General features: G+C 56.4%; 22 protein-coding genes. 7 read left to right on the top strand and 15 right to left on the bottom strand.

The window, feature by feature from the left end:
* Positions 1 to 1,449 (top strand): nodulation protein NodH, encoded by a 1,449-nt coding sequence (locus ACR0DG_RS14830; protein WP_480699330.1) that lies wholly within the window; start codon positions 1 to 3, stop codon positions 1,447 to 1,449.
* On the opposite strand, the gene ACR0DG_RS14825 is transcribed toward ACR0DG_RS14830, so the two are convergent.
* The 8 genes from ACR0DG_RS14825 to hslO all read right to left on the bottom strand — a co-directional run bounded on the left by ACR0DG_RS14825 (position 1,430) and on the right by hslO (position 10,656).
* On the bottom strand, positions 1,430 to 1,948 hold the full coding sequence (locus tag ACR0DG_RS14825; RefSeq protein ID WP_480699332.1) for a L,D-transpeptidase family protein: 519 nt from the start codon (positions 1,946 to 1,948) through the stop codon (positions 1,430 to 1,432). The genes ACR0DG_RS14830 and ACR0DG_RS14825 overlap by 20 nt on opposite strands.
* A 61-nt stretch (positions 1,949 to 2,009) precedes the next feature.
* A complete protein-coding gene (locus ACR0DG_RS14820; RefSeq protein WP_480699334.1) occupies positions 2,010 to 2,795 on the bottom strand; it encodes an ion transporter in 786 nt (261 codons plus the stop codon).
* A 21-nt stretch (positions 2,796 to 2,816) separates the two neighbouring features.
* Positions 2,817 to 4,040, bottom strand: a complete 1,224-nt coding sequence (locus tag ACR0DG_RS14815; protein WP_480699336.1) for a class I SAM-dependent RNA methyltransferase — start codon at positions 4,038 to 4,040, stop codon at positions 2,817 to 2,819.
* A gap of 39 nt (positions 4,041 to 4,079) precedes the next feature.
* Entirely contained in the window at positions 4,080 to 5,912 is a 1,833-nt protein-coding gene (locus ACR0DG_RS14810) for an ABC transporter ATP-binding protein (protein WP_480699338.1), read from the bottom strand.
* Positions 5,909 to 7,747: an ABC transporter ATP-binding protein gene (locus tag ACR0DG_RS14805; protein WP_480699340.1), complete on the bottom strand. Its 1,839-nt coding sequence runs from the start codon at positions 7,745 to 7,747 to the stop codon at positions 5,909 to 5,911. Before ACR0DG_RS14805 ends, ACR0DG_RS14810 begins: the two co-directional genes overlap by 4 nt.
* 191 nt (positions 7,748 to 7,938) lie before the next feature.
* A complete protein-coding gene (locus ACR0DG_RS14800; RefSeq protein ID WP_480699342.1) occupies positions 7,939 to 9,093 on the bottom strand; it encodes a CCA tRNA nucleotidyltransferase in 1,155 nt (384 codons plus the stop codon).
* Entirely contained in the window at positions 9,090 to 9,695 is a 606-nt protein-coding gene (locus tag ACR0DG_RS14795; protein ID WP_480699344.1) for a CoA pyrophosphatase, read from the bottom strand. The genes ACR0DG_RS14800 and ACR0DG_RS14795 overlap by 4 nt, the downstream gene beginning before the upstream one ends.
* Positions 9,679 to 10,656 (bottom strand): Hsp33 family molecular chaperone HslO, encoded by a 978-nt coding sequence (gene hslO, locus ACR0DG_RS14790; protein WP_480699346.1) that lies wholly within the window; start codon positions 10,654 to 10,656, stop codon positions 9,679 to 9,681. Before hslO ends, ACR0DG_RS14795 begins: the two co-directional genes overlap by 17 nt.
* Before the next feature lie 76 nt (positions 10,657 to 10,732).
* On the opposite strand from hslO, the gene ACR0DG_RS14785 reads away from it, so the two are divergent.
* Positions 10,733 to 11,176 carry an NUDIX hydrolase gene (locus ACR0DG_RS14785; protein WP_480699348.1) on the top strand — a complete coding sequence of 148 codons (444 nt, stop codon included), beginning with the start codon at positions 10,733 to 10,735 and terminating at the stop codon, positions 11,174 to 11,176.
* Here ACR0DG_RS14785 and ACR0DG_RS14780 read toward each other — a convergent pair.
* Positions 11,173 to 12,444: a PP2C family protein-serine/threonine phosphatase gene (locus ACR0DG_RS14780; RefSeq protein ID WP_480699350.1), complete on the bottom strand. Its 1,272-nt coding sequence runs from the start codon at positions 12,442 to 12,444 to the stop codon at positions 11,173 to 11,175. The genes ACR0DG_RS14785 and ACR0DG_RS14780 overlap by 4 nt on opposite strands.
* Positions 12,445 to 12,589: 145 nt before the next feature.
* Between ACR0DG_RS14780 and ACR0DG_RS14775 the strand changes: the two genes are divergently transcribed.
* Positions 12,590 to 12,919, top strand: coding sequence for an Hpt domain-containing protein (locus tag ACR0DG_RS14775; protein WP_480699352.1), 330 nt, complete (start codon positions 12,590 to 12,592; stop codon positions 12,917 to 12,919).
* Here the strand turns inward: ACR0DG_RS14775 and ilvA are convergent.
* The gene (gene ilvA, locus ACR0DG_RS14770; protein ID WP_480699354.1) at positions 12,916 to 14,142 is read right to left on the bottom strand and encodes a threonine ammonia-lyase IlvA; all 1,227 of its coding nucleotides are present in this window, start codon (positions 14,140 to 14,142) and stop codon (positions 12,916 to 12,918) included. The two genes, ACR0DG_RS14775 and ilvA, sit on opposite strands and share 4 nt — an antisense overlap.
* Before the next feature lie 59 nt (positions 14,143 to 14,201).
* Entirely contained in the window at positions 14,202 to 14,927 is a 726-nt protein-coding gene (locus ACR0DG_RS14765) for a hypothetical protein (protein WP_480707203.1), read from the bottom strand.
* Positions 14,928 to 15,104: 177 nt separating this feature from the next.
* Here ACR0DG_RS14765 and ACR0DG_RS14760 point away from each other — a divergent pair, with 177 nt between their 5' ends.
* From ACR0DG_RS14760 to msrA, 3 genes are all read left to right on the top strand, one after another.
* Complete coding sequence (locus ACR0DG_RS14760; RefSeq protein WP_480699358.1) at positions 15,105 to 16,331, top strand: argininosuccinate synthase; 1,227 nt, start codon at positions 15,105 to 15,107, stop codon at positions 16,329 to 16,331.
* A 142-nt stretch (positions 16,332 to 16,473) separates the two neighbouring features.
* The gene (locus ACR0DG_RS14755) at positions 16,474 to 16,755 is read left to right on the top strand and encodes an SCP2 sterol-binding domain-containing protein (protein WP_480699360.1); all 282 of its coding nucleotides are present in this window, start codon (positions 16,474 to 16,476) and stop codon (positions 16,753 to 16,755) included.
* 88 nt (positions 16,756 to 16,843) lie between these two features.
* The gene (msrA, locus tag ACR0DG_RS14750; RefSeq protein WP_480699362.1) at positions 16,844 to 17,515 is read left to right on the top strand and encodes a peptide-methionine (S)-S-oxide reductase MsrA; all 672 of its coding nucleotides are present in this window, start codon (positions 16,844 to 16,846) and stop codon (positions 17,513 to 17,515) included.
* On the opposite strand, the gene ACR0DG_RS14745 is transcribed toward msrA, so the two are convergent.
* Entirely contained in the window at positions 17,512 to 18,381 is an 870-nt protein-coding gene (locus tag ACR0DG_RS14745; RefSeq protein ID WP_480699364.1) for a ribokinase, read from the bottom strand. The genes msrA and ACR0DG_RS14745 overlap by 4 nt on opposite strands.
* Positions 18,378 to 20,642: an NADP-dependent malic enzyme gene (locus ACR0DG_RS14740; RefSeq protein WP_480699366.1), complete on the bottom strand. Its 2,265-nt coding sequence runs from the start codon at positions 20,640 to 20,642 to the stop codon at positions 18,378 to 18,380. The genes ACR0DG_RS14745 and ACR0DG_RS14740 overlap by 4 nt, the downstream gene beginning before the upstream one ends.
* A gap of 158 nt (positions 20,643 to 20,800) precedes the next feature.
* Between ACR0DG_RS14740 and mutS the strand changes: the two genes are divergently transcribed.
* Positions 20,801 to 23,416: a DNA mismatch repair protein MutS gene (gene mutS, locus ACR0DG_RS14735; RefSeq protein WP_480699517.1), complete on the top strand. Its 2,616-nt coding sequence runs from the start codon at positions 20,801 to 20,803 to the stop codon at positions 23,414 to 23,416.
* Positions 23,417 to 23,444: 28 nt separating this feature from the next.
* Here mutS and ACR0DG_RS14730 read toward each other — a convergent pair whose 3' ends face one another.
* A complete protein-coding gene (locus ACR0DG_RS14730; protein WP_480699368.1) occupies positions 23,445 to 24,008 on the bottom strand; it encodes a nucleotide exchange factor GrpE in 564 nt (187 codons plus the stop codon).
* Positions 24,009 to 24,018: 10 nt separating this feature from the next.
* Entirely contained in the window at positions 24,019 to 25,083 is a 1,065-nt protein-coding gene (hrcA, locus tag ACR0DG_RS14725; protein WP_480699370.1) for a heat-inducible transcriptional repressor HrcA, read from the bottom strand.
* Positions 25,084 to 25,109: the final 26 nt, after the last annotated feature.

Here is a 25,109-nt window from a genome sequence, read left to right as displayed (position 1 = left end):
ATGCACTCCGGGTTCGACTATTTCGTCATTCTTGCCGCCATGCGCACCGGGTCCAACTTGCTTGAGGCCAACCTGAACGCGCTGGAGGGGATTACCAGCCATGGCGAAGCCTTCAATCCGCATTTTATCGGACGGCTAAAATCGGATGAGCTGTTGGGCGTCTCACTGGAAACACGAGATAGCGATCCCGCAACCCTGCTGGATGCCATTCGCTCAGGCCCAGGGCAGATCAACGGGTTTCGGTTTTTCGATGGGCATGATCCGCGTGTGTTAGAGCCTGTTTTGGATGATCCGCGCTGCGCAAAGATCATTTTGACGCGCAATCCCATGGACAGCTACATTTCCCTGCAAATCGCGCGTGAAACCAAGCAGTGGCAGCTCAAAAACGTTAAGCGCCGCCGCGATGCGCAGATTGAATTCGACACCACCAAGTTTGAACAATACCTGGAGCAACTAGAGCAGTTTCAACTGCTGCTATCGCATCGTTTACAGGCGTCGGGACAAACAGCTTTCTACATCTCGTATGATGATCTGAACCGGTTGGACACGATAAACGGTCTGGCCGAATGGCTGGGTATAGACAGCCGCCTTTCCGCACTCGATGATACGCTGAAGCCCCAAAATCCAGAGCCGCCTTTGGAGAAGGTCACGAACCCGGTTGAGATGGAAGCCGCCTTGTCCCAGTTCGACCGGTTCAATCTGCACCGCTCACCCAATCTGGAGCCTCGTCGCGGGCCCGCAGTAGCGAACTATGTCGCGGGCCCAAAGACACCGCTTATGTATCTTCCTGTTCGCAACGGAGTTGAAGCGCAGATAAGGGATTGGATGGCGGCGCTGGATCACGTTGATCCCGATGAACTGTTGATCAACCAAAACCGCAAACAAACCCGCCGGTGGATGCAGGCGCATCCCGGACATCGAAAATTCACGGTTCTACGTCACCCGTTGGCGCGAGCACACACAGCCTTTTGCCGGTATATCCTGAGCACCGAACCAGGTGCATACCTAAAGATCCGCAATATGCTGCGTAACAGGTTCAAAATTCCGATCCCCGGACAGGTGCGCGACGAAAACTACTCGGTTGATCAGCATCGCGAAGCTTTTGCGGCATTTCTGGTGTTCTTGCGCCAGAATCTGGCAGGGCAAACCCCGGTTCGCGTGGATGGCGTCTGGTGCAGTCAAGCACAGGTGTTGGAAGGGATGGCATCCTTTGCCATGCCGGATCTTATCCTGCGCGAAAATGAATTGCCCGTAGCGTTATCGAGGGTGGCCCAACAAATGGGTCACGCCAATCCACCTGAACCCAAAGAAATCGCTGCGGATACGCCTTACACGCTGGCCCAGATCTACGACGAACAACTCGAAACGCTGGCAGGGGAGGCCTACCAACGCGACTATATGCAATTCGGGTTTGGAGCTTGGAAACCGGCTACGGACGCAACGTTATGATCGTACCGCGATTAACCATCGCGTAGATTTCTTCGATCTCTTCGTTCTTGACCGCTATGCAGCCCGCTGTCCAATCCGGTGTTTTGCTCGCGCGCTTACGCTCTGCACGGCGATTCGGTTGACCGTGGATAAATATATCGCCGCCCGGATCGACACCGGCAGCCTTAGCCTGTGCAATATCTTTGGAGTTTGGATAAGAAATGCCCAGCGACAAATGATAGCGGCTGTTCGGATTACGGCGGTTTATCAGGTAAGTACCTTCGGGTGTACGGCCATCGCCACGTTCGGTTTTGGTCCCGGCAGGCGCAAAGCCCAAGTCAACTTTATATTCCTTAAGCACATGTTCATTGTGCAAAAGATATAATTTTCGTGCACCTTTATTGATGACCAATGAGGTCACCTCGGGTCCATCATAAGTCAGAAATCGTGGGCTGGCTGATGCACAGGCCGAAAGGCCCAGCGTAGCCACAGCACCCAATCCAAATGCTCGACGATCCATGTTTCACTGCCTGCTGCTCTGTTTTTTTTAAGGATTATGCCAGAAATCGCAAAAACTGAAATCACTTTTTGCTGTTCGACTGCTCCATCAATCGGCGTTCAATTGATTCCAACCGCTCCAGCACTTCATCGCGATAGGCATCGGTTTTAACTTCATCCTCGGCATGGTGGGCGTCCTGCATAGAGTTCACGATCAGACCTACCAGCAGGTTAACGACCGCAAATGTCGTGACCATGATAAAGGGTACAAAGAACATCCAGGCATAGGGATAAACATCCATGACCGGACGCACGATACCCATCGACCAGCTTTCCAGTGTCATGATCTGGAACAGTGTATAGGCGGACAACCCAAGATCGCCGAACCAGTCTGGGAAGGATGACGAGAACAGCTTCGTCGAGATCACCGCACCGATATAAAACAGAATCGCCATCAACAGGAACACGCTGGCCATCCCCGGCAAGGCCGAGATGAACCCTTCGACCACCCGGCGCAGGCGCGGCGCAACCGAGATGACCCGCAGAACCCGCAAAATACGCAGTGCACGCAACACCGAAAGCGCCCCCGCGCTTGGGACAAGGGCGATGCCAACGATCACGAAATCAAATATATTCCAGCCACTTGTGAAGAACTTACGTCCGGTGGCGATAAGCTTCATCGCGATTTCCGCCACAAAGATCGCAAGACACACTTTATCCAGTGTCACGATCAAAGGCCCAGCCACCTCCATTATTGTTGGAGAGGTTTCCATCCCCAGCAACACCGCGTTGAACAGAATGACACCTGTGATGAATTTCCCGAAAATCGGGGCTTCAATGATGGTAAGCAAGCGTTGGGTGATCCCCATTCGGGTGCTCTCCTGTTCGGGTTAAGAGTTCAGGGTAAACCGGGCGGCAAGTTCGGTGTGTGACGACCATCGAAATTGGTCAACCACCTGTACCCATTCAAGGGTGTATCCCGCGTTAACAAGTATTTTTGCGTCGCGCGCAAACGTCACAGGATTGCACGAGACATAAGCGATCACGGGTCGTTTGGCCTGAGCGAGTTCGGAAACCTGTGCTTCGGCGCCGGCTCGGGGCGGATCCAGTACGACCGCATCAAAGGATTTCAGTTCGTCGGGCATCAAGGGACGGCGGAACAGATCCCGCGCCTCGGACGTAACCCGCTTGAGACCTTGTGCGCGTCTCCACCCTTGGTCCAGCGCTTGGGTCATCTCGGCCTCGCCCTCCACGGCATGCACTTCGGCCCCTTGGGCGAGCGGCAGCGAGAACGTACCGCTGCCAGCAAATAGATCTACGACACGCTTCGCGCCACATACAGCTTGCAAAACAGCGCTTGTTAGAGCCTGTTCTCCATCCTTCGTTGCCTGAAGAAAAGCGCCCGGTGGTGGCACGACCGCGGCTGTTCCAAACCGTTGAACCGGCGCGTGGCGCATGGCAATAACTTCATTGTCCCAACTCAGCCGCGCCAATCCGTATTTCTCGGTCGCTTGCGCCAGCGCCAATTCCAACGGCCCGTCCAGTGGTTTTCCCCCTTTGACCGCTACATCAAGCCCGCCTTCGGACAGGGTCAGTGTCACAGCAAGCAAGCCTTTGCGGCTGCCCCCGAGAACGGCCAAGGCTTCGGCAACCGGAATCGCCGCGATCAAACCGGGCTCCAGCAGATGGCAATCAGAAATTTCAGTGATTGTATCGGACGCCCGACCATGAAAACCCGCCAAAGTGCCCTTTTTTGTCCGCCGAACAGCGATTGTGGCGCGACGGCGCGTGCGTTCAGGCGATGTGTGGATCGGGCGCATATGCGCCTCCAACCCCTGAGCCGCCAAAGCGTTGCGCACGACATCCACCTTCCAGCTGGCAACAAAGCTATCCGCAGCATGCTGCAACTGACAGCCACCGCACGCTTTGTAATGGCGGCAGGGCGCCTTAACCCGTTGATCTGACGGCGTTTCGACCCGGATATCCGTCAGCGTCTGACCTTCGACCACACCAGTGACGACTTCACCAGGCAGAGTCCTCGGGGCGTAGATCGGTCCATCTGCAATGCCGTCGCCCTGATGTCCAAGGCGGTTTATGGTATACTGCTGCGTCATGACGGGCGTGATACCGGGGCTTTTGATGCAACAAAACCCTTATTCTGCGGCTTCGGCCTGAATAAACCCGCCCGACTGCCGGTGCCAGAACCGCGCATAGAGCCCACCCTTTTCAAGCAATGCGTCATGGGTGCCGCTTTCGACAATACGCCCCTGATCCAGAACCACGATCCGGTCCATCTCACTTAGGGTGGACAAGCGGTGAGCGATGGCCAAAACCGTCTTGCCTTGCATCACCCTGTGCAATGCCGCTTGAATCGACGCCTCAACCTCAGAATCCAGGGCCGAGGTCGCCTCATCCAGAACCAGAATTGGCGCATCCTTGAGGATGGCGCGGGCCAACGCGATCCTTTGACGCTGTCCACCGCTAAGCTTTACCCCCCGCTCACCCAAATGCGCGTCGTAACCCGTACGACCATGCGCATCCTGCAAGCCGAGGATAAAATCATGCGCTTCGGCCTTCCGGGCCGCTGCAACCATCTCATCCTCTGTGGCGTTCGGGCGGCCATACAGGATGTTCTCGCGGGCCGACCGATTGAACATGGCGGTCTCTTGTGTGACCATCCCAATCTGGCTGCGCAAACTGTCCTGAGTAACCTGCGCGATATCCTGATCATCGATACGAATTACGCCATTTTCCCCATCATAGAGCCTTAGCAACAGCGACACCAACGTTGACTTACCCGCACCCGAGGCGCCGACGATGCCTAGTTTCTCACCAGGTTGAATCATCATGTCGATGCCGGACACACCGCCGATATTGCGGCCATAAGCAAAACTGACATGGTCAAATTCAATTCGCCCCTCGGTCACCACCAACCGTTTTGCCGTGGGGCTGTCTTCGACGCGTTCTGGCTTTGCCAGCGTTTTCATGCCGTTTTCGATTTCGCCAACATTGGAATACAGCCCCATGAGCGTGAAGCTGACCCAGCCCGTCATTTGCGATATCCGGATCGAGACTGCACCCGCCGCCACAATATCACCCGGTGTCGCATTGCCCGCTTGCCAAAGACCCAGCGTTACGCCCATCAGAACAACCGGCAGGACACCGGCCAAAGCCATCAGGATGAACCGAAAGCTGGCCGACAGACGGCCAAATTCCAAAGACCGTTCTCGCAGATCCACCATCGAATCTCGCGCTGCCTGATCCTCGAACGCGGAATGCGCGAATAGCTTAACGGTTTTGATATTGGTGATCGTATCAACCACTTGCCCTGAAACCATCGCGCGCGCGCCAGCACGTGCAGCCGACCGTTTGCGAATGCGCGGCAGATACCAACGGATCAACAAAAAATAGACGCCCAGCCATACGACGAAAGGGATCATCACCAACGGATGAATAGAGCCTAACAAAAGCAAAGAGCCGACCAACGAAGCCATCGCAAAGACAATCGCACTGATCGTTTCTGACACAACAGACGCCATAGCGGTTGCCGTTTGCATCTGTTTTTGCGCGATCCGCCCAGCGAAATCGTCATCGAAATATGTCACCGACTGGCCCAGCGTCCAGCGGTTCAACTTGGCCAGCACAAGTGGTGGTATGTTGGGCATGACCACATAGTTGTTCGAAAACGCCGACAGGCCAAAGAAGACCGGGCGCACCAGCATGAAGAAGGCTGCCGCGGCTGCAATCATCCATATATTGCCAGCGGTGAAAAAGCTCTCTGGTGTGCTGGTGGTCGCAATGTCGACCACAAGGCCCAGTATCCACGCCGTTCCGGCCTCAAGCGCGCCGGCACTGGCCGAAAAGAAAGCCGCGACAAACAGCATTGGCCACGCGCCGGACAAGCTCCAGCGGATGAACGCCCCCAATGATTGCGGCGGGGGCGTTTCTACGTTTTTGAACGGGTTTATGAGGTCGGCGATCCTCATTCCGCAGCCTCGGGGTTCAGGAAGCCACCTGATTGCCGCGCCCAGAATTGAGCGTAAAGCCCGCCCTGAGACAGTAGGTCCGCATGACCGCCCTGCTCGACGATCCGGCCGCCATCCATAACCAAAATCCGGTCCATTTGGGCGATCGTGCTGAGGCGGTGGGCAATGGCGATCACGGTTTTACCTTGCATCATACCGTAAAGAGTTTCCTGAATCGAAGCTTCGACCTCGGAATCTAGGGCAGATGTCGCCTCATCCAACAACAGGATTGGCGCGTCCTTCAGGATCACCCGTGCCAGGGTCACACGTTGCCGCTGTCCTCCCGACAGCTTCACGCCCCGCTCGCCCACATGGGCATCGTAACCCGTGCGCCCCTGCGGATCCTGCAGGTCCAGAATGAACTCATGCGCCTCGGCCTGTTTGGCGGCGGCGATCATCTGTTCCTCTGTGGCGTCTGGTCGGCCATACAGGATGTTTTCACGGACCGAACGATGCAGCAAAGCACTGTCTTGCTGAACCATACCGATACGACTGCGCAAACTGTCTTGCGTGACATACGCAATGTTCTGATCGTCGATCAGAATTGCACCCTGCTCTACGTCGTAGAAGCGCAAAAGCAGCTTAACCAGAGTCGATTTCCCAGCGCCTGAACGTCCGATCAACCCGATCTTTTCACCCGGCTGGATCGTGAGGTTGATATGATCCAGCCCACCGGTTTTACGCCCATAGTGGTGCGACAACTCACGGATGTCGATCTGGCCGTTGGTCAGGTTCAGCGGTTTGGCGTCGGGGGCATCCAGCAGATCAATGGGTTGGGCAATCGTTTCCATCCCTTCGGCCACAACACCCAACTGGCGAAAGAAACTGGTCAGGGCCCACATGATCCAACCGGTCATCGCGTTCAGCCGCAAAGTCAGCGCCGTCGCAGCCGCCACCACTCCGACCGAAGCGCTGCCCTGCATCCAAAGCGCAATAGACCAGCCGACAACGCCCACAATCAGCAATCCGTTCAGTGTGACAAGAACGGCATCCATGATGGTGAAAATCCGCATCTCGTATTGGAAAGTGCGGCGCGTTTCCTCTATCGCTTCGCGTGCATAGTCCAACTCTTGTTCAGCGTGCGCGAACATCTTGACGGAATGGATGTTAGTATAGCTGTCCACCACACGGCCGGTCACGGCCGAGCGCGCGTCAGAGGCCGCCTTGGACGCGGGCCCAACCCGCTGAACCGTCCAATGCACCAACAACCCGTACAACACGAACCAGATCAAAAGGGGCAACAACAACCTGGGATCGGCCGCCATCAAAAGAATTGCTGCGCCAACCAGATACGCCAGCGAGAATGATATGGCATCGAACACCTGAAACACGGCTTCGCCTGCGGCAGGAGGTGTCTGCATGATCCGGTTTGCAATGCGGCCTGCAAAATCATTCTCGAACCATTTGACGGACTGACGCAGCACATGTTTATGCGCACGCCAGCGGAATATCGTGCCGATATTCGGAAGGATCGCGTTGTTCAGCAGCAAAACGTCCACCACATGAAGCAGCGGCCTGAGCAGCAGAACAAACACGGCCATCAGGATCAGTTCGGTACCGTGGGATTGCCAGACCTCAGCCGGAGAACCCGACAACAGATCGACCACGCGACCCATGTAATAGATCAACCCCACCTCGACCGCCGCAACGACGACCGAGATCAGAGCAGCCCAGGCAAAAAGCCGATAGAAGGGCCGGGTATATTCCAACATGAACGGCCACAACCGTGTGGGCGGCGTATTGGTTTCCTTGTAGGCAACAAAAGGGTCAACGAGGTTTTCGAAATAGCGAAACATGGAGAGTGCTCCGATTGAGCAGAAAATTAGTCATGCGAAGAAAGATGGTGCCAGAACACCACCCCTACGGGTCAAAGTGTTCCAGCCTTAGCTGTCCCAGATCCCGTAATACATTCGCATCCCTCCATTCATGTGACTGGCGCACGTAACCACAAACAATTCAAATTGTCATCCCCTTTTGAGACTCGGGACTAACCGCCCAGCAAGTCATCGCGGGTCAGGACAAAACCGGACGCGATCCAACGCGCCTCAAGCTCGGCCAGTTTTTTGCCCAGCGCAGGGCCAGAAAACGCGGGGATCAGATCGGTTGCGCGTACTGGAAAATCGGCGGCAGATCCTTTGCGCAAATCGTCCTGCATGTTTTCGGTCCAGGGTTGTTCGAGAAAAGCACAACGCAGCAGAACTTCGTGCATTCCATCTTCTTCACCGTATCGAAACCCAAGCTCGGCAATGCCCGCATTTCCGGCCGCCTCTTCCCGCATTCGGGTCAAGCGTTGTAGTTGCGCCTTGCTGAGACGCAGTGTTTGGGCCAGCTCGGGCGTTGCAATTGCAGCCAATCGTCTAAGCGGTTCTGGCCCAACACCAGCTTGTTGTTCCAACGCAATCAGCGGCGCCAGTGCGCGGTCTTCGGCCCCCGGTAGAATTTGCGACAAGACACCCGCACTGCGCATCGCCGCAACCGACGGCGCGGGGTCGGGCGCGCCCAGCAGCTTTAACAATTCTGCTCCGACGCGTTCCCGGGATAGGCTGGTCAGCCCGTCCAGATTGGCAGCAATCGCCGCAAGGGCATCTGCGTCGAAGCCTGCATCCGCATCGCCGTACCAGGCGTGAAACCGGAAATAGCGCAGTGACCGCAGATAATCTTCGCGGATTCGGTTTTCGGCAGCCCCTATGAAGCGGACACAACGCGCCTGCAGATCTGGCAACCCGTTCAAAGGATCCAGAACCGTGCCATCCGCCTGCGCATACAACGCGTTCATGGTAAAGTCGCGACGGGCTGCGTCTTCTTTAATGTCATTTGCAAAAGCGACCACAGCCCGGCGTCCATCCGTTTCGACATCTCGGCGAAAAGTGGTGACTTCGTGCGGGATGCCTTCGGAAACAACCGTAATCGTTCCGTGGTCTATGCCGGTTGGAATTGCCTTTAACCCCACCGCCTGTACCAGTTCCATGACCCTTTCGGGACGTGCGTCAGTCGCAATGTCGATATCAGATACTGACGCACCCAACAGCGCATTTCGAACACATCCGCCAACAAACAAAGCCTGTGCCCCGGCATCGCCCAGCGCAGCGCATACTTTCTGCGTTGCCGGATTCGAAACCCAGCTATCCGTCAGTTTGATCATTCACTCATCCGCGCGGCCAACCCCCGCAACATACGCGCCGTCGCACCCCAAATGTAATAGGGGCCATAAGGCACCGTGAAATAATACCGCCGTTGACCCCGCCAGCGACGCGCTTCGACAATATAATTCGCAGGGTCAAGCACATGATCAAGCGGAACCGAGAAAACCTCGTCTACTTCGCCTGTCTCGGGGATCGGGTCAAACCTTTCGCGCAGCACGGCAACAACAGGTGTGACGGTAAACGATGTCACCGTTTCATGCGTTGGCAGATGGCCCAAAATCTCGGGCAAATTGGGCGGCAGGCCGATCTCTTCCTGTGCTTCGCGCAGGGCTGTCGCGGTCACGTCGGGGTCTTCCTGATCCTGTTTGCCGCCAGGAAACGCGATCTGACCGGGATGGTGTTTCAGGGCCGAGGACCGTTTCGTCAAAATCAGGCGCGGCGTATCATCCACAAGCGATATCGGGACCAATACACCTGCCGGGCGCAATTTACGGCCTTCCGGCAAGACGGTCTCTGGGTTGAGATCGAAATCGCTTGAGCCATGGCCGGGGCGGCGCAAAGCCGCTCGCAGCGTTTCTGTTGGGTCAGGCACCGTCTGCATCAAACCCGACCGTTGCGGGATCCAGCACGTAGTGCGCCCCACAGAACTGACAGTCCGCTGTCACCTGACCTTCGTCCGTTGTCATCTTTTCGATGTCCTTGGCCGAATAGATCGAAAGGCTCTGGCGCACGCGATCTTCAGAGCAGGTGCACCCAAACTGCACCGGTTGAGCGTCATAGACCCGCGGCTTTTCTTCATGAAACAGACGGACAAGCAGGTCGGTCGGCGCAACCGAGGGACCGATCAGCTCAAGGTCTTCGACCGTGTCCAGCAGGATGTTGACCCGACCCCAATTCTCACCTTCTTCTCCGTCAACCAGATCATTGGCGGTCAGTATTTCACCGCTGCCTTCGCCTGACGCCGCAAACGGGGATGCTTTGGGCATGTGCTGCAACATCACGCCACCCGCGCGCCAGTGTTCACCAACACCCGGTTCGGTCGATTTTCCAAAGCTCAGCGAAAACCGGGTTGGAAGCTGTTCGGACTGCGCAAAATAAGCCTCGGCACAGGCGCTCAGCGACCCTCCGGCCAGTGGCGTGATACCCTGATATGGCTGCGTGCCTTCACCCTGATCGATCAGAATGGCGAAATACCCTTCGCCAACCTGATCAAAAGGTGCCGCATCTGTCAGCTTGTCACGGTCGAAGCTGGCATAGGCGCGAATTCGGGCTGGTTCACCTTCGGTCTTTGGCGCGTAGTAGTCGGTGGCAATCATTCGGACAGCCCCTTTGGACTGCACCTGCAGCGACAGTTTCCAGCGCAGCGATACCGTCTGGCCGATCAACGCGGTCAGCAGGGCCATTTCGGCCACCAGTGCCTCAACCTTTTCCGGATAATCATGCTGTTGCAGGATGCCATCCAGCACCCCGTCCAGCCGCGCCACGCGGCCACGCATATCCGATACATCAAGTTGAAAGGGCAGGACGGTGTCGTCCCACGCGATTTTGGTTCCAAGAGACATGGGGTTTCCTTACACGCCACAGATTGGCATACCGCCAGCATATAGGTCGAACAATTCGGGTTGTAAGGGGCCATACATGATCAGACGGTTCGGTGAAACCCCACAAGCGGGGCGCAAATACACACGGCGTGTGGGCGTATACGCGTTGTTGCCCAAGGGTCGAAGCCTTTTGCTGACCTGCCAGATGGAGCCCGGTCCTGATCTGCAATTGCCCGGAGGTGGCATAGATCCCGGCGAATCACCCATTACTGCGCTGCATCGTGAAGTGTTTGAAGAAACCGGTTGGCGCGTAGCCGACCCGCGCCGGATCGGAGCATTTCGCCGATTCACCTACATGCCAGAATATGACCTTTGGGCCGAAAAGGTTTGCCTGATCTATAAGGCCCGCCCTGTCCGTCGCGTCGGACCCCCGACCGAACCCTTTCACGAAGCCCTTTGGATGGACAGCGCAGAAGCCGCACAAATGCTGGGCAATGGCGGAGACCGGTATTTCGCGACGCGCCACCTGCTGAGGCTCTAAGCTCCGTTGAACTCAAAAAACACGGCTGACACATCGTCATCCATGCCTGTGTCCGGGACCATCGCCTGCGTCAACCTCCAGAACATGTCATCCAGAAATTCCGTCCCGCCACGACCTTGCGCGCAATCCTCTGCCAGTTTGTGCAACCCTTCTTCTTCTAACAACCCGCCTTCGGCCATACGGCACTCGGTAAAGCCGTCGGAATACAGCAGCAGCCTGTCACCGGGTTGCATGTAGGTCTCGGTCCGTTGAAATGTGACGTTGGGCAAAAGTCCAATGGGAAGGCCCCCCTCGCCCAAAAACTCAGTCGTTCCGTCCTGGCGCAACATCAGCGGATGAGGATGCCCGGCCTGCACCATTTTCAGATGTCCGTTGCGCAGGTCCACAATGGCATAGACCATGGTGAAATATTCTTCGACACCTGCATCGGCCATCAAACGGCAATTGAGCATCTCTGCCACCTGTTCAGGCGGCAACAACGCGTAGAACTTGTCAAAACGCTTTTCCATCGCGACGTTCTGATCGAAGTGCTTACTGGAAAGATAGCCACCCAATCGTGCGGTCATCATGGCCGAGGTGATCCCGTGACCTGACACATCTATGCTGTAAAACCCCAACCTGTTCACGCCGGGTGAAAACATACCGACCAGGTCGCCACCGATATGCCCACACGGTTTAAGCAGCATGCTGACCCGGGACTTCCCGAAATCTCTGGTCAATTCGGGTACAAGGGATTCCTGAATTTTCCTTGCCTGAATCAAGTCCTTGTCGATGGCATCATGGGCCACGCGTAATTCTTCCAAAGCGGTTTCGATCATGCGGTTTTTCTCGGACAGCTCGCGTTGCATTCCCAGAATGCGCGCGCCGGCCGAAATACGCGCGCGCAGCTCATCCGCCTCTAGCGGTTTGATCAGAAAGTCATCGGCACCCGCATCCAATCCGCGCGCAACCTCCTGCTTTTCACTCTTGGATGTCAGAAGGATGAAATAGCTGTAATGCCTGCAATCCAAGGCCCGAAAAGATCGACAGAACTCCAGACCGCTCATCCCGGGCATGACCCAATCGCTAAGCACAAGATCCGGTGGATCATCCGCGCAGATACTCAGCGCGGCTTCTCCGGTGTCAGCCTCAAGAACGTCGAAACCCCATTTCTTGAGCGACGCGACCAATATGCGGCGTTGCAGGCGGCTGTCATCCACGACCAGCACCTTTCGGATCACGCCGAAGTCCAGCTCTGCTCTGGCGTCTGCCTGATTGACCTGTGCCACCTGTTTCCTCTGCGATGCAGCGTTTTCCGACCTGAGGCGACCCTACCGCGCTGCGGTTTAACAACCGGTGAAAGGTTAGCTTAACTGGGCCTTTACCTGTCGAAGGCTATCAAACACCTATCGCTATACCCAAAGAGAGGGCGCCATGATCGACTGGGGCAGGGTCAAACAGCTGCGGAACGAAGTCGGTGCCAGCGAGTTTGACGAGGTGGTGCAAATCTTTCTGGAAGAAGTTCAGGAGGTGATTGAGCGCATGAACAGGGACAAGGGCCGCATCGATTTGGAACAGAATCTGCACTTTCTGAAAGGCAGCGCCCTAAGCCTTGGGTTTCAGCAATTTTCCAAACTCTGCCAAGACGGAGAGCGTGCCGCCGCTGCCGGTTGTGCAATGGATGTTGATCTGGCCGCAATTCTCACCACTTACGACGCCTCGCGCGCAGAATTTCACGCCGAGGCTGAAAAGAATCTGGTCTAGATCACAAACTGCGCCAGCGTTTCGTCTTCGGTGATGTCGGTATAGGTGAACCCGGCTTCGTCCAGATGCGCGAACAATCTTGCAAAATTCTCGGGCTTGCGGGTTTCAATCCCGATCAGGACCGAGCCGAAATTCCGGGCTGACTTTTTCATATACTCAAACCGCGCGATGTCATCCTCGGGGCCGAGAATACCCAGAAATTCCTTCAGTGCGCCGGGTCGCTGCGGCAAGCGCAGAATGAAGTACTTCTTGACCCCGGAATAACGCTGGGCGCGTTCTTTGACCTCGGGCAAACGCTCGAAATCAAAGTTGCCGCCTGACGTGACGCAGACGACGGTCTTACCACGAATAAAGCTTTGAATATCGCCCAGCGCCTCAATAGCCAGCGCGCCAGCAGGCTCTAACACGATGCCTTCAACGTTCAACATCTCGATCATCGTTGTGCAGATGCGATCCTCGGACAGAACATGCACATCGGATAAGTGCCGCCCTTTCAATAACTCGAACGGCTTGGCACCAATCCGACCAACAGCTGCCCCGTCGACAAAGTTGTCCACGTGATCTAGCGAGACCGGGTGACCCGCCGCCATAGCCGCATGCAAACACGCGCCACCCTTGGGTTCGACAAACAGACAATGGGTTCGATCCCCGAACCATGTCGCCACACCTGACGACATGCCGCCTCCACCTACCGGAAGTATGACGTGATCGGGCAACCCGCCCAATTGCTCTTCGATTTCTACGGCTAAGGATGCCTGCCCCTCAATCACGTCTTCATCGTCAAACGGGGACAAAAAGTAACCGCCCTGTTGGGCGCACCAATCCTGCGCTGCGGCCAGAGTGTCGTCGAAATAGTCGCCGATCAGGTGGATCTCGATATTGTCGCCACCGAAGATGCGGGTTTTCTGGATTTTCTGCTGCGGCGTGGTGACCGGCATGAAAATCACACCGCGCACATTGAGGTGCTTGCACATATAGGCCACGCCCTGCGCGTGATTTCCCGCGCTGGCGCAGACAAACAGGTCCTGACCCTGCTGCTTACGCATCGCGTTGAACGCACCGCGTATCTTGTACGACCGCACCGGGCTGAGATCCTCGCGCTTGAGCCAGATATCAGCGCCATATCGGTCAGACAGATGGGCATTCCGCTGTAGCGGCGTTGCCGGGAATACAGAGCGCATCGCCTGTTCGGCGGCGCGGGCACGGGTCATGAAATCGGTCATGCCGCAGTCCCTGCCCCATCACTGCTGAAAGGGCAAGGAATACATATGTGTACGGGCGCTCAGGTCAGTTCACGTTTTTCTATGAACACGCCGTACATGGTGGTCAGGATGCTGACATTGATCAGTGGCAGCACCAAGGTTCCAAAGAACACGCTTGCCAGAATTCCCAGGACAGGAATTAACGCCAGTGTCGTGAAAACCAGTTGCACCAAAAGCTGGAACACGAAGTTCACGACCAGAAGTCCGAAGATTGCTCCTGCGGTTCCGTGAGTGCTGTTCCAGGCATCCCCCAGAGTCAACGGATGGCCAATTGCTGCGGCGGGCAGAATTATGGACAAGCGGTAAAAGCTGACAAACAAAAAGATGGCGTACACCGCCATAACCGCCAGTGCCAGCACCCCGCCACCAAGAGCGGCCGCAACAAACCCCATGGGAAGAAAGGCAATCGCCATAAGGATACCCAGCATCAAAACGCGTCCCAGATAGGCCAGAATTCTGTCGAATCGGAACGTTGGGAATATACCGCTGGGATATTCCTCCATCAGAATGAAGCGGTGCCATGAAACAGCGATCCAGAACATTGTTGTCACCGCGACAAAGACCACACCGGCGACAAAAAGAACCACCGACGCATAAGATGTGCCGGGCGGTAATTCACCCGTTTCCGCATCCAGCTGGTCCAGTGGTACGTCCAACAGCAGAAACAAAGCAACGATTGCAGCCGTCGCAACCATCGCAGGTCCGAAGGTAATCTGAAGAACCTGCTTGAGGTTTCCAAAAACCATTCGCACGGAATGCGTGAAAATCTGCAAACCCAACATCTTGAAACTGTCCCTTCAACCAATCCTTGTTTTATATGTGAATGTTTCATCCTAATTCGGCGTTCAGGTCAACGCAGATAACTTGCCCCCACGTTCAAAACCCGCTAGGGGCCAAGCGTCTTACGAATAAGGGGAAGTCAGATGTCCGCGCCCAAGAAAGTTGTTCTGGCCTATTCCGGTGGCCTTGATACCTCGATCATCCTGAAATGGCTGCAGACCGAGTATGGCTGTGAGGTCGTCACCTTCACCGCCGATCTGGGACAGGGTGAAGAGCTTGAGCCCGCGCGTCAAAAGGCCGAGTTGCTGGGGATCAAACCCGAGAACATTTATATCGAGGATATCCGTGAGGAATTTGTCCGCGATTTCGTCTTCCCGATGTTCCGCGCCAATGCGCAGTATGAGGGGCTGTACCTGCTGGGCACCTCCATCGCGCGCCCGTTGATCTCAAAACGTCTGGTTGAGATTGCCGAAGCCACCGGTGCCGATGCTGTGGCCCATGGCGCAACTGGTAAGGGCAACGATCAGGTGCGGTTCGAACTGGCGGCCTACGCGCTGAACCCCGACATCAAGGTCATCGCGCCCTGGCGTGAATGGGACCTGACCAGCCGTACCAAGCTGCTGGAATTTGCCGAACAGAACCAGATCCCGATTGCCAAGGACAAACGCGGTGAGGCTCCGTTCTCAGTCGATGCTAACCTGCTGCACACCTCGTCCGAGGGTAAGGTTCTGGAAGACCCCGCCGATATGGCGCCGGACTATGTGTACCAGCGCACTGTCCACCCCGAGGATGCGCCGAACCAGCCCGAATTCATCGAAATCGGTTTCGAAAAAGGCGACGCGGTCAGCATCAATGGCGAGGCAATGAGCCCCGCAACCATCCTGACCAAGCTGAACGAATATGGCGGCAAGCACGGCATTGGTCGTCTCGATCTGGTCGAAGGCCGCTTTGTCGGTATGAAATCGCGCGGCATCTATGAGACGCCCGGCGGCACCATCCTGCTGGAGGCGCACCGTGGTATCGAGTCGATCACCATGGACCGTGGCGCGATGCACCTGAAAGACCAGCTGATGCCGCAATATGCCGAGCTGATCTATAACGGCTTCTGGTACTCGCCCGAGCGTGAGATGCTGCAGGCCGCAATCGACAAATCGCAGGAACACGTCACAGGCACCGTGCGTGTGAAACTGTATAAAGGTCTGGCCTCGACCGTCGGGCGCTGGTCAGAACATTCGCTGTATTCCGAGGCACACGTGACCTTTGAGGAAGACGCCGGTGCCTATGATCAGACCGACGCGGCAGGTTTCATCCAATTGAACGCGCTGCGGCTTAAGCTGTTGGCGGCCCGCGACAAGCGCGTTTCAAAATAACCCAGCCTTTTGCAAGACATACAACCCCGGCCATCTGCGCCGGGGTTTTTTCATTCACTGTCACGTCAGTTCCAGTTGGGTCATCCTTGCCCGCCTGATCGGTTTACCTTTACGTCATGTCAAACCAAAGACTGAGGACATCATGTTGCAAGAGATCGCTGACGGAATTCAAAAAGGCCTGACTGGCAAAAGCTTTGACGGGTCGCTGAAATTCGATTGCGGCGAAGATGGAGTCATTGTTCTGGCCGACAATCAGGCCACGACACAGGATCAGGACACCGACTGTACGATCCGAATTTCAAAAGACAATCTGACCAAACTGCTGACCGGCAAGCTGAACCCCATGACCGGGGTTGCGTTGGGTAAGCTCAAGATTTCGGGAAATATGGGGGTGGCGATGAAGCTGGGGCAGCTGCTGGGATAAACTCGTCTCACCAGCGCGTTACAAACGATGTCAGACGATTGCACCGGACGAAAAGAGAGGGCAGCTTAATCTCAGAAGGAGACCTGCCATGACCCGCATCGCTTATCTCGACTACGTCAAACCGACGCTTCTTTTTGCTTTGATCACCATCGCTGCTTTGCTGCGTGCCGCACCAGCTCCGGCAGCCGAAACCGAAACCCTGACCGTAGCAGGCGGGTGTTTCTGGTGCGTTGAATCCGATTTCGAATCCGTTCCCGGCGTTATCGGAGCCGTTTCGGGCTTTACCGGAGGCAGTGTCGCAAACCCGACCTACGATCAGGTCTCCAAAGGTGGCTCTGGACACTATGAGGCGGTTCAGATCACGTTTGATCCCGCGCGCGTTTCCCGTGAAACCCTGCTGAACATGTTCTTCCGCTCCGTCGATCCGACCGACGCCGGCGGACAGTTCTGCGACCGGGGTGACAGCTATCGCACGGCCATTTTCGTCTCTGGTGCAGGGGAAAAAGCACTGGCCGAAGCTGCCAAGGCAAACGCCCAGCGCGCCTTGGGTCAAACCGTAGTAACCCCGATCCTTCAGCAGGGCGCATTCTATCCTGCGGACGAATACCATCAGGATTATTACAAAGGGAACAAGCTGGTGTTTACCCGCTTTGGTCCCAAACGTCAGCACAGCGCCTACAAGGCTTACCGTAAAGCCTGTGGCCGTGACGACCGTGTAAAACAGCTGTGGGGCAGCGACGCGCCGTTCGTCGGATCTTAATCGAACTGCGCTTCGCTCACCTCTTTCAAATCGGGGATGACATCAGCTGTACCGTGCCGCGTGACCATCAGAGCCGCGGCACGGTTTGCTTGTGAAATCGCTTGCGGCATCGGCATCCCACGATCCATTCCCGCAAGAACGTAGCCGGTGAAAGTATCTCCTGCGCCGGTTGTGTCGACAACCTGCACCTTATGGGCCGCGAAATCCGCTGCTTGACCTTTGTGGAAGTACCGCGCGCCATCCGATCCCTTGGTGACAATGATATGCTCGACATTCAGGTCGGCCACCTTCTGTCCGGTCGCCTCGAACAACTGTTCCGCTTCAACCTCGTTCAGGATCAGGAAATCGAGGTAAGGCAAGACCGCTTGAACGGCCTGGGCCTGAAACGGGGCCGCGGCATAGCAAACGGTCAGGCCCAGTTCCTTTCCCATTTTTGCAGCCTCAACCTGAAGGTTGGTTTCGTTCTGCATCATCAACAAATCGCCACGCGAAGCGGACGACAGCGCCTGGCCCAACTGCGCGGCTGAGATCACATGGTTCGCACCGGGAAACAGGATGATATTGTTTTCACCCTCTGCATCCACCGCGATAATGGCGTGTCCTGTCGGAATTTCGACCTCTGAGATATAGCGCGTATCGACACCATATTCGGTCAGCCGATCGCGCGCCCACCGTCCATCCGCCCCTACAGCGCCAATATGCGAAATCTGACCCCCGGCCCGTGCAGCGGCCACTGACATATTCGCACCCTTTCCACCCAAAAACCGATCCAGACGGTTGGCCGAAAGGGTTTCTCCGGGTCCCGGCAGGTGCGGAACGTCATAGATCATATCCGCATTGATCGAGCCGAGGTTCCAGATTGTCATGGTTTGCCCGAGATATCGCACGAGGCCAGAATGGCCATGTTCAGGATGTCATTCGCTGTCGACACGGTCGAGCAGATCTGAATCGGCTTGTCGATCCCAGACAGGATCGGGCCAATCACCGTCGCGCCACCCATTTCCTGCATCAATTTGGTTGAGATCGAGGCCGAGTGGCGCGCAGGTACAATAAGGATGTTGGCAGGTCCAGTCAGGCGCTGGAACGGGTAAGTGGCTTGCTGATCCACGTTCAACGCAACATCCACGGTCATTTCGCCTTCGTATTCGAAATCAACGCCACGCTGATCCAAAACAGCAGGGGCGCGGTGCATTTTTTCGGCCCGCTCGGACACCGGATACCCAAAAGTCGAAAAGCTGACAAACGCCACGCGTGGCTCAAGCCCCATATGACGCGCAACGGCGGCCGAACGTTCGGCAATATTGGCCAGATCATTCTCATCCGGCCATTCATGCACAAGCGTGTCGCCGATAAGTACGATCCGCCCCTTGTGAAGCAACGCAGTCACACCTGCTGCACCGTGCGCGGCATCGGCGTCAAAGACATGGTTGATCCTGTCCAGAACATGCGCCGATTTTCGCGTGGCACCGGTTACAAGGCCGTCACCATGTCCGTGCGCCAGCATCAACGCCGAGAACACATGCCGGTCCCGCGCCGCCAGACGATGGATGTCCTTGCGGTCAAAGCCTTTGCGCTGCAGGCGCTGATACAAAAAGTTCGAATAGGTCTCGAGATGCGTTGTATTGGCGGCATTCACAACCTCCAACTCGCGCACAGCGTCACCCAGACCCGCTTCTTCCAGTTTGGCCTTCACATCATCGGCGCGGCCCACAACTAATGCCTTGCCGAAGCCTGAGCGTTGGTAGGTTACAGCGGCACGCAACACACGTGGATCATCACCTTCGGCAAAGATCATTCGGCTTTGCGCCGCGCGGGCACGCGCGTTCAACCCCCGCAAAATACTTGCCGTTGGATCCATGCGGGATTTGAGGCTCAGCTCATAAGCCTCCATGTCGATAATGGGGCGTCGTGCTGCGCCTGTATCCATCCCTGCCTTGGCCACGGCAGGTGGAATGCGGTGAATCAAACGTGGATCAAAGGGTGTGGGAATAATGTAATCCCGCCCGAAAGTCAGCGACTTGCCATAGGCCATTGCGACCTCATCCGGCACATCCTCACGCGCCAAACGGGCAAGTGCATGTGCGCAGGCGATCTTCATCTCGTCATTGATAGCGCGGGCATGGATATCCAGTGCGCCGCGGAACAGGTAGGGAAAGCCCAGAACGTTATTGACCTGATTTGGATAATCACTGCGCCCCGTGGCCACGATCGCGTCTACGCGAACCTCATGCGCCTCTTCCGGGGTAATCTCGGGGTCGGGGTTGGCCATGGCGAAAATCACAGGGTTATCGGCCATGCTGGCGACCATATCCTGAGTCACGGCCCCTTTGACCGACACGCCCAAAAATACGTCCGCGCCCTTCATGGCGTCTTCAAGCGTCCGCAGATCAGTCGAGATCGCATGGGCCGACTTCCACTGGTTCATGCCCTCGGTCCGGCCCTGATAGATAACGCCCTTGGTGTCGCAAACGATGCAGTTCTCGTGCTTTGCTCCCATGGATTTCAGCAGTTCGATACAGGCGATACCCGCGGCCCCGGCACCGTTCAGAACGATTTTGACGTCTTCGATTTTCTTGCCAGAAATATGCAAAGCGTTAAGCAAACCTGCCGCACAGATCACGGCTGTCCCATGCTGATCGTCGTGGAAGACGGGGATATCCATCTCTTCCTTAAGGCGCTGTTCGATGATGAAGCATTCCGGCGCCTTAATGTCTTCCAGATTGATGCCGCCAAAGGTCGGACCCATCAATTTAACGGCACGGCAGAATTCATCCGGGTCTTCGGTATCCAACTCGATATCGATCGAGTTCACATCGGCAAAACGTTTGAACAGAACGGCCTTGCCTTCCATCACCGGCTTACCGCCAAGCGCACCTAGATTGCCAAGCCCCAAAACAGCCGTACCGTTCGAGATTACGGCCACCAGGTTACCTTTGTTGGTATAGTCATAGGCCGTCTCGGGCGCTTCGGCGATGGCCTCACACGGAACGGCCACACCGGGGCTGTAGGCCAACGACAGATCGCGCTGTGTGGTCATGGGAACGGTGGCCTGCACCTCCCATTTGCCGGGGGTGGGGTCCAGGTGAAAGGCCAGTGCCTCTTCTTTGGTGATCTTCGTTTTGGGCATGGGATATGTCGTTTCTTTACAACTTCGGGCTTTAGCGTCTTAGCCTAGGCCCGTCTGTGTCTCAACGACAATAGATTTCACCTTTCGTCGCGGGGGCCGGGTTTGTAAGGTCGCCCGGAATACGCCAGAAGGGGTCAGCCTTGTCCACAGTCACGCCAATGATGGCGCAATATCTCGAGATCAAAGAGGCCCATTCCGACGCCCTGCTGTTCTATCGCATGGGTGACTTCTACGAGATGTTTTTCGAAGACGCCGTCAACGCCGCCGAGGCGCTGGACATCGCCCTGACCAAACGCGGTAAACACAACGGGAATGATATCCCCATGTGTGGCGTACCTGTCCACGCAGCCGAAGGATACCTGCTGACCCTCATCCGCAAAGGGTTTCGTGTCGCGGTTTGCGAGCAGATGGAAAGCCCGGCTGAAGCCAAAAAAAGAGGCTCTAAATCAGTCGTAAAGCGGGATGTCGTGCGATTGGTGACACCCGGTACCTTGACCGAAGATGCCCTGCTGGAAGCGCGCCGCCACAACTTTCTGGCAGCCTATGCCGAAGTCCGGGATGAGGCCGCTTTGGCCTGGGCCGATATTTCAACCGGCGCGTTTCACGTGATGCCTTTGACATCGGTACGGCTTAGCCCAGAGCTTGCTCGATTGGCACCATCTGAGTTGATCGTTGCAGACGGCGCGCAAGACACACTGAACGAACCGGTCCGAGATCTTGGCATTTCACTGACGCCCATCGGACGGGCCAGTTTTGACAGCACGGCCGCCGAAAAACGCATCTGCGCTCTGTTTCACGTGGGTGCATTGGATGCTTTTGGCAGTTTTGGTCGCGCCGAAGTGTCCGCAATGGGTGCTTTGATCGACTATCTGGAGATCACACAGAAGGGGAAACTGCCCCTTCTGCAAACACCATTGAAAGAATCCGAAGACCGGGTCGTGCAGATTGATGCCGCCACGCGACGCAATCTTGAACTGACGCGCTCGCTTTCTGGAGGTCGTGCCGGATCGCTTTTGTCCGTGGTGGATCGGACCGTGACACCGGGTGGTGCGCGGCTTTTGGAACAGCGCCTGTCTAGCCCGTCGCGCAATCTGGATGTCATTCACGCGCGCTTGGATGCAGTAAGTTTTGCAGCCGAGGACAGCCTGATCGCGTCCGACCTGCGCGAATCCCTGCGCAAAACTCCGGACCTGGACCGGGCTTTGTCCCGTCTGTCGCTAGAACGCGGCGGTCCCCGTGATCTGGCCGCCATCCGCAATGGCTTGACCCAAGCCAACGCGATCGCCGAGCTTTGCGAGGGCCAGGACCTTCCAGTTCTGTTGGCCACTGCACTACAAAACCTCGTCGGGTTTGATGATTTGCTCAATCTGCTGGACGAAGCACTGATTGCAGAGCCACCGCTTCTGGCGCGCGACGGCGGGTTTATCGCACTGGGATTCGATGCGGAACTGGACGAGGCGCGCACCCTGCGTGACGAAGGCCGATCCGTCATCGCGGGATTTCAACAGAAATACGCGGAACACACCGGTATCAGTTCGCTGAAGATCAAGCACAACAACGTGCTGGGTTACTTCATCGAAACCACGGCCACCCATGCCGAAAAAATGCTCAACCCGCCGTTCAGCGAAACCTATATCCACCGTCAGACCACCGCCAATCAGGTGCGGTTCACAACAGTCGAACTATCCGAGATCGAGACACGTATTCTGAACGCCGGTAATCTGGCGCTTGAGATTGAAAAGCGGCTCTATCAAAGGCTTTCTGACGAAATTCTATCCCTCGCCGCCCGCCTCAACCAGGCGGCACGCGGGTTAGCCGAGCTTGACCTGACGACTGCGCTGGCCGATCTTGCCCGCGGTGAAAACTGGTGCCGCCCACAGGTCGACACGTCACGCGCCTTCGACGTGCAGGGCGGTCGGCATCCGGTCGTGGAACACGCGCTGCGCCAACAAGGCGGTGACGCATTTATAGCCAATGACTGTGACCTCAGCGCAGAGGACGGGGCCGCCATCTGGTTGCTGACCGGCCCCAACATGGCCGGTAAATCGACCTTTTTGCGACAAAACGCCTTGATCGCACTATTGGCTCAAATGGGTAGCTACGTTCCGGCAGAGAAGGCACATATCGGCGTTGTGAGCCAATTGTTCAGCCGTGTCGGCGCATCCGACGATCTGGCACGCGGCCGGTCGACCTTTATGGTGGAAATGGTGGAAACTGCCGCAATTCTAAATCAGGCAGATGAACGTGCGCTGGTCATCCTTGATGAAATTGGGCGCGGAACTGCCACCTATGATGGCCTTTCGATCGCCTGGGCCACTTTGGAACACCTGCATGCAGCCAATCAATGCCGGGCCCTGTTTGCAACGCACTACCATGAACTGACAGCGCTTGCCGGAAACTTGAAAGACGTGGACAACGCCACGGTGGCCGTCAAGGAATGGGAAGGCGAAGTCATCTTTTTGCACGAAGTCCACAAAGGTGCTGCGGATCGGTCCTATGGCGTGCAGGTCGCTCAACTTGCTGGTTTGCCCGCATCAGTTGTCGCGCGGGCGCGTGTCGTGCTAGATCAGTTGGAAAAGACCGAGCGCGAAGGCGGCAAGCAAAAGGCCCTGATCGACGATTTGCCGTTATTCTCTGCCGCTCCTCCGCCACCGCCGCCTGCGCCGAAAAACTCGCCCGTCACAGATATGCTGGATGACATTTTACCAGATGAGTTAACGCCACGCGCGGCGCTGGACCTGATTTACAAACTAAAAGAGGCGGCCAAATCCTGACCGCCTCGTGATTGTCAAAAAGGTTCGATTAGCTGGCAGGGGTCGACGACACGCCAACTTGCGCCGGACGCAGCAGACGATCGTGCAGCATGAATCCTTCGGCTGAAACCTGAATGATATCGCCTGCACGGGTCCCCGGAACCGGTGCCTCGAACATCGCTTCGTGAATGTTGGGATCAAACCGATCGCCCACTTCGGGCGTGATTACCTCGATCCCGTGTTTCTGAAAGACATCCTTCAGCGCACGCATGGTCAGTTCAACACCTTCCAGCAAACCGGCAGCAACTTCTTTCTGCTCGTCGGTCGCAGCCTCAAGCGCGCGTTTCATGTTGTCGTAAACCGGCAGCATGTCACGGGCCAGTTTCGACCCACCGTATTGTTCCGCATCGCGACGCGCCTTGTCGCCACGCTTGCGCGCGTTTTCGGCGTCGGCCAATGCACGCATGAATTTGTCTTTGAAATCGTCCCGTTCCGCGCGCAAGGCATCAATTTCCAACGCTTCTTCGCTTATTTCAGCGAATTCCTCGGCCAGTTCCTCGGCCTCGGCGGTTGCGATATCGTCTAGAAAATCTTCGTTCTTGGGCTCTGCCATCTTTTACCCTCTAGCTCCGGTCGGATATCAGCTTGCCGACCAGTTGCGCCGTATAATCCACGATAGGCACGATCCGTCCATAGTTAAGACGCGTAGGTCCAATGACCCCGACCGCACCAATTATCTTTCGATCAGCGTTCATATATGGAGACACCACCAAAGAGGAACCCGAAAGTGAGAAAAGTTTGTTCTCAGAACCAATAAAAATGCGAACGCCTTCACCTTCTTCGGTCAATTCCAGAAATTCGGCAATATCACGCTTGCGCTCGAGATCGTCAAACAGGACCCGAATACGATCCAGCTCTTCCGCCTCGCCCGAATCCGCCAAGAGATTCGCCCGCCCGCGCACAATCAACCGGGCCGAGTCGCCAGCGTCCCCGTCCCATGCAGCAATCCCGCTTTCCACCATTGCGCGGGCGAGCGTATCAATTTCCTGTTTACGCGCGTCGATCTGAGACAGCATCTGGCGGCGCACCTCACTGATCGTGCGTCCTTCGATCAACGCATTCAAAAAGTTCGCAGCCTCTCGCATCGAACTGGGCGTCTGTCCGGGCGGTGGCGTAAACAACCGGTTCTCTACGTGGCCGTCAGAAAACACCAAAACCACCAATGCCCGGTCATGGCCTAACGAGACGAACTCGATATGTTTGATTTCCGCTTCATGTTTGGGGGTCAAAACAAGCGAAGCGCCTTGTGTCACGTGTGACAGAGCGGATCCAACCCGATCCAGCATTCCGCCAACATCCCCAGCGTTAGAGCCTAAAGTCTCATCTAATTTCTGCCTGTCGGCCGGTCCCAAATCCCCGACTTCGAGCAATCCGTCGACAAACATCCGCAAGCCTTGCTGCGTCGGAATTCGACCGGCACTGACATGCGGGCTGTCGAGCAATCCCAGAAACTCAAGATCCTGCATCACGTTGCGAACGGTTGCCGCGCTGACTTTTTCGGACAACGTCCGTGTCAGAGTACGGCTTCCAACCGGCTCACCGCTTTCCAAGTAACTCTCGACGATCAGCCGGAACACCTCACGCGACCGGTCGTTCATCTCATTCAGAATTTTGCTTGCTTCGCTCATCCGCGGTCCCCTGCTGGTTCGTCATT

This window comes from Ruegeria sp. BG8 (assembly GCF_056538325.1).
Note: the sequence above shows the minus strand (reverse complement) of the source record. Positions and strands in the feature narration are given on the sequence as shown.